This is a genomic window from Pseudoclavibacter sp. 8L (assembly GCF_902506465.1).
GTDB lineage: Bacteria > Actinomycetota > Actinomycetes > Actinomycetales > Microbacteriaceae > Pseudoclavibacter.
Window position 1 is genome coordinate 1 of the sequence record NZ_LR733194.1, and the last position, 5367, is coordinate 5367.

General features: G+C 69.9%; 5 protein-coding genes. 3 read left to right on the forward strand and 2 right to left on the reverse strand.

From position 1 onward, the window contains the following. Both GV007_RS16700 and GV007_RS16705 read left to right on the forward strand, forming a co-directional pair. On the forward strand, nt 1-407 hold a 407-nt coding region (locus GV007_RS16700), incomplete at its 5' end, for an aldehyde dehydrogenase family protein (RefSeq protein ID WP_160074617.1). 240 nt (nt 408-647) lie between these two features. Continuing rightward, nucleotides 648-1127, forward strand: a complete 480-nt coding sequence (locus GV007_RS16705) for a hypothetical protein (RefSeq protein ID WP_160074619.1) — start codon at nt 648-650, stop codon at nt 1125-1127. Nucleotides 1128-1140: 13 nt separating this feature from the next. On the opposite strand, the gene GV007_RS16710 is transcribed toward GV007_RS16705, so the two are convergent. Further along, entirely contained in the window at nt 1141-2751 is a 1611-nt protein-coding gene (locus tag GV007_RS16710) for a helix-turn-helix domain-containing protein (protein WP_160074621.1), read from the reverse strand. Between the two features lie 108 nt (nt 2752-2859). Here GV007_RS16710 and GV007_RS16715 point away from each other — a divergent pair, with 108 nt between their 5' ends. After that, nucleotides 2860-4179, forward strand: coding sequence for an aspartate aminotransferase family protein (locus tag GV007_RS16715; protein ID WP_160074623.1), 1320 nt, complete (start codon nt 2860-2862; stop codon nt 4177-4179). 202 nt (nt 4180-4381) lie between these two features. On the opposite strand, the gene GV007_RS16720 is transcribed toward GV007_RS16715, so the two are convergent. Then, complete coding sequence (locus tag GV007_RS16720) at nt 4382-4963, reverse strand: hypothetical protein (protein ID WP_160074625.1); 582 nt, start codon at nt 4961-4963, stop codon at nt 4382-4384. Nucleotides 4964-5367: the final 404 nt, after the last annotated feature.

Here is a 5367-nt window from a genome sequence, read left to right on the forward strand (position 1 = left end):
TCGGCCCCACCCTCATCGACAACCTCCCCACCACCAGCCGCGCCTACACGGAAGAGATCTTCGGCCCCGTCCTCGGCATCGTGCGCGTGAAGAGCTTCGAGGAAGGCGTGGAGCTCATCAACACCGGCCAGTTCGGCAACGGCACCGCGATCTTCACCAACGACGGCGGCGCCGCCCGCCGCTTCCAGAACGAGATCCAGGTCGGCATGATCGGCATCAACGTGCCCATCCCCGTGCCCGTCGCCTACTACTCGTTCGGCGGATGGAAAGACTCCGCCTTCGGCGACTCCAAGGCCTACGGCCTCCAGGGCTTCCACTTCTACACCCGCGAGAAAGCCGTCACCAGCCGCTGGCTCGACCCCGCCAAGCACGGCGGCATCAACCTCGGCTTCCCCGAAAACGACTAGAGGCGGGGCGCCCGCCCTGCGGGCGCGCTCCGTGACCGCCCTGTGTCCGCCTCCCCCGCACTCCGTGTCCGCCCTGTGTCCGCCTCCCCCGCACTCCCTGTCCGCTCCGTGCGCGTTTTCCCGCGCCACAGTTGTGGCGAGATGCGCTTCGGCGCCGCGGCAGCAGCCTCAAGCCACAACGCTGTCGCGGGCGGGCGAGACGTGCAGGTGCCGCGCGGAGACACGGGGGAGGATGCACACGTGCGAATCCTCCTCAAGCTCGAGCTCGACTGCCCAACCGAACTGCTCGCCGACGCCCTCCAGCGGCCGGAAGCCTTCCGCGCAGTGGCGGGCCCACTCGCGGAGGTGCGCTCGCTCGAACCTGGCGGCTTCCCCGAACGCTGGTCACCCGAGCGTCCGCACCGCGTCGAGATCCGCCTGCTCGGCATGGTTCCGCTCGGCACGCAGGTCATCGATGGCCAGTACCGAGACCTGGGAAACGGGATGCACGAGCTCCGCGACCGCGGGTACCCGGAGTCGGGACTCATGGCCGTCATGACGACGTTCGAGCACACGATGGTCGTCTCGCCGCTGCCCGGCGGTCGCACGCTCTACCGCGACCAGCTCGAGCTGGGCGCTGGCCTCCTCACCCCGTTCGTGTGGTTCGGGATGTGGATGTTCTGGCAGAAGCGGGCCTTCAGCATGCGGCAGCTCGCCGACAGGCTCCGGAACGGGCAGTAGCCGCCGCGCGGCGTCAGGCGTCGTCGAGGAGGCGCATCGCCGACCACACCTCGGCCCGCCCGGCGAAGGTCTGCAGGTCGATGCCGAGGAGCTGCTCTGCCGTCGTCACGCGGCTGCGAAGCGTGTGCCGGTGGATGCCGAGCGACTTCGCGACCGGGTCCCACGCGCAGTTCCCCTCCGTCCAGGCGGCGAGCGTGTCGAGCAGCAGGCGGCCCTGCTCCCCCTGCTCGAGCAGGGGCTGCAGGACTCGGCGCGCGGTGACTCGGCCGTCGGCCGCTTCAAGCGCGCCGAGCATCCCCGTCGTGGCGAGGTCCTCGAACCGCACCGACGGCCGGTTCGGCGTGCTGCGCTCCGCGGCCTTGCGCGCCTCCGCGAGCAGTCGCGGCAGCTCGGGCCAGCCGCCGGGCGCGGAGGCACCCGCCGAGAAACCGGCATCTGTGAGCGCCTCGAGCAGTGCCGCGCCCCCTCGTGCTGGCACGATCGCCACGAGGTCGTGGTCCCGTGCGGCGAAGAAGATCGGCTCAGGGCCGGACCCCGCGAGCCGCTCGAGCCGGTCGAGGAGCGCCTGCCCCGGTTCACCGCCCCGCGCCTGCATGACCCGGATCGGAGCCTCGGGGAGCTTGCCCCACACCGTCTCGGCAGTGCGCGTCGCCACCACCATCTCACCGGCGAGGAGCAGCTCGAGGAGGCCGACGCGCAGGTGCCCGCGGGCCGCATCCAGCTCCCGATTCTGCTCGAGCGCGATCGAGGCATGACCGATCGCGCTCGCGACGAGGTCGTTGCCCGCCAGGTCAAGCGGGGCTCGCCCGCCGACCGCGAGCACCCCGCGAAGCTGGCCGTGCTGGCCGACGGTCTGCAGGGTCACATCACCGCTCTCGCCGTGCAGGTGCGCCCCCGAGCGACCGCCGCGCGCGAGGAGGCTCTGCACCATCCGCTCGATCTCAGGGGCTTCGCTCTCCGGCACCCGGATGCGCGTCTGCGCGTCCACGCGGAGCCCCGTCGAGTCGTAGAGCGCCACCCAGCTCTCCAGCTGCCGTTCGAGTTCGACGAGGATCGCGCCGAGACCACCGGGCCTGAGGGCGGCCCTCGCGAGCTTGCGCTGCGCCTGCAGCGACCACTCGAGCCGCGCTCGCTGCTCGAGGGCTCGCTGGTCGGCGAGGTAGCGGATGATGCCGATGAACGGGGTGCGTTCGGCGACCTCGACGAGCGTCAGGCCGTGGCGCTCGCAGGCGGCGACGAGGTCAGCGGGCACCTCCGCGTGGATGACCTCGGTCGCGAAGCCGAGCGCCGCGATGTCAGCCGCCCGCAGTCGGGCGACATACGCGTCGAAGACGACCTCGCTGGCAAGCGCTTGGAATCGAACGGTCGCGGTCGCGGACACCGGCGAGCGCAGTCCGTTCGCGGCGCGCTGCAGCTGCACTCCGGGGTCCGGCGCCTCCGACACTGCGAACTGCATGCCGTCGGTCAGCAGGAGCTGGCCGGCTTCGAGCCACGGTGTCGGGTCGCCGAGGTCGGAGCTGTGCGCCCACACGAGCTCGCGGTCCAGTGCGCTCGCGTCCGCGGCGTGCAGCACCCGCAGCTTGAACTCGGTCTCCTCCACGAGCTCGCGCAGCGTGACACTCACGCCAGCCCCCGGTGCGCAGAACCATGCTGACGCTTTTGTCGAGTCATGGCACCCATTCTCACCGATTTGACCACGAACGCGGTGCAATCGGGGCCGCAGAGTGGAGACATGACCGCTCCCACCCTCAGCACCCACCTCAGCAACACGGACGTTCGCGAGCGCGATCTCGCCTCGGTGTTCCACTCCTGGTCAGCTCAGGGGAAGATCTCGCCGCTGCCCATCGCCCGCGGCGAAGGCGCGAAGCTGTGGGACTTCGATGGCAACGAGTACCTCGATTTCTCGAGCCAGCTCGTGAACGTCACGATCGGCTACCAGCACCCGAAGGTCATCGCGGCCATCCAGGAGCAGGCCGCGAAGCTCGTGACGATCGCCCCGGCGCACGCCAACGAGACCAGGGCGAAGGCGGCGGAGCTGATCCTGTCGCACGCCCCAGAAGGCTTCTCGAAGGTGTTCTTCACGAACGGCGGTGCGGATGCGGTCGAGAACGCGATTCGCATGGCCCGCCTCTCGACCGGGCGCGACAAGGTCGTGTCCCTGTACCGCAGCTACCACGGCAACACGGGAGCCGCGATCGTCGCGACCGGCGACTGGCGACGCATCCCCAACGAGTACGCGCGCGGCCACGTGCACGCCTTCGGCCCGTACCTGTACCGTTCGGAGTTCTGGGCAGAGACGCCCGAGCAGGAGAGCGCGCGGGCACTTCGTCATCTCGAGCGCGTCGTCCAGGCGGAGGGCCCCGCGTCCGTCGCGGCCATCCTCATCGAGAGCATCCCCGGAACCGCGGGCGTGCTCGTGCCGCCGCCCGGGTACCTTGCCGGCGTGCGGGAGATCTGCGACCGCTACGGCGTCCTGCTCATCTTCGACGAGGTCATGGCCGGGTTCGGGCGGACCGGCGAGTGGTTCGCGTTCGACGCCTACGACGTCCGCCCCGACCTCATCACCTTCGCGAAGGGCGTCAACTCGGGCTATGTGCCGGTCGGCGGGGTCATCATCTCAGAGGAGATCGCCGCACATTTCGACGAGGAGGTCTTCCCTGGCGGGCTCACCTACTCGGGGCATCCACTGGCCGCGGCCTCCATCGTCGCGACCCTCGAGACCATGGAGGAGGAGGGCATCGTCGAGAACGCGGCCCGCCTCGGACGCGAGGTCATCGGCCCTGCGCTACACGAGCTCGCCGCACGCCACGACGTCATCGGCGAGGTGCGCGGCAAGGGCGTCTTCTGGGCCGTCGAGCTGGTCAGCGACCCGCTGACGCGCGCACCGCTCGCCGCGGCCGACATGGCGAGCATCAAGTCGCAGCTCGTGGCCCGCGGCCTGCTGCCGTTCGTCGCCGACAACCGCATCCACGTCGTGCCACCCGCCGTCATCACCGACGCTGACGCACGCCGCGGCATCACCATCATCGACGAGGTGCTCGCCGGATTCTGAGCGCTGCGACTGCGCGCCGACGCACTCCTGCAGCACTGGACTGCTGCTGCAATGGGCGTCGCCCCGAACGGACTCGCGTTTCCTGTCCAACTTCCGTGACGATTCGGCATCGGCAGACCGCCGGGGCGTCAGCGCGAGCACCGCGTCACGGAAGTTGGACAGCCGCGACTCCGTGCCGCAGGGAACACCCGCGGCCGAGGGCCTACTTGTCCTCGGGCGGCGGAATCAGTGCCATAAGCGCAGTGAGGCCGCCGATCACGAGGCCCGTCTTGGCGTGCGCGGTCGTCACCCCGCGGGCGGCGCGACGCTCGCCGAAGCGGTAGATCCACCGCTCGCCGGCGACGGCAGCGAGGATCGACCCGATTCCAGCCGCCGCGGCGAGCCCGCCGAGGGCGACCCGGCTCGCCGGAGAGAGCGAGATCCAGAACTGGGAGAAGCTCTGCGGCTTCCCGTCCACCTCATCTTCACCCTGCGGACGCTCGCCTGGCAGCGGGTGCGGCGCATCAGCCTGATCGCCTGGGCCGCCGATGAGCTCGCCCGGTGCCTGCGCCGCGGGCTGCACCAGCAGGTCGGTGTCTTCGGTGCGGCCGCGCTTGCCGAGCTTCAGCTCGTCGTACTCCGACGCCGCGAGCCCGGCAACACCGAGGGCCAGCATCGTCTTCGCGACTCCGCGACCCGCCTTCGACGAGATCACGTCAGGGGTGGCGTAGTAGAGAGCGGTCAGCGTGCCCTGTCCCGCTGCCAGGATCGCGCGTTTGCGGAGGTCGGTTCTCGGAGAAGTCATGCCCCCATTGTCCCGACTCGGTCTGATCAGAGCCTCGGCGGCGAACCGCAGCGGGAGCATCCGCCCCAGTCTCGGGATGGCGAAGTCACTTCGTGCTGGAGAAGTTCCCATAACCAAGTGACTTTCCCATCCCGAGACGGGAGATCGGACGGGACCTGACGAGAGGACGGACACCGGCGCTCACGCCACGCCACACCTCGGGATGGCGAAGTCACTTCGTGCTGGAGAAGTTCCCACAACGAAGTGACTTTCCCACCCCGAGACAGGAGATCGGGCGGGACGAGGCGAAGCGGGGCGGGGCGGACGCCCGCGCCACGCCTCGGGATGGCGAAGTCACTTCGTGCTGGAGAAGTTCCCACAACGAAGTGACTTTCCCATCCCGAGACGGGAGATCGGGCGGGACC

Excerpts from the sequence above, each read along its gene's own strand:
- GV007_RS16715 (WP_160074623.1), top strand. The coding sequence starts at position 2,860 with ATGACCGCTCCCACCCTCAGCACCCACCTCAGCAACACGGACGTTCGC.
- GV007_RS16720 (WP_160074625.1), bottom strand. The coding sequence starts at position 4,963 with ATGACTTCTCCGAGAACCGACCTCCGCAAACGCGCGATCCTGGCAGCG.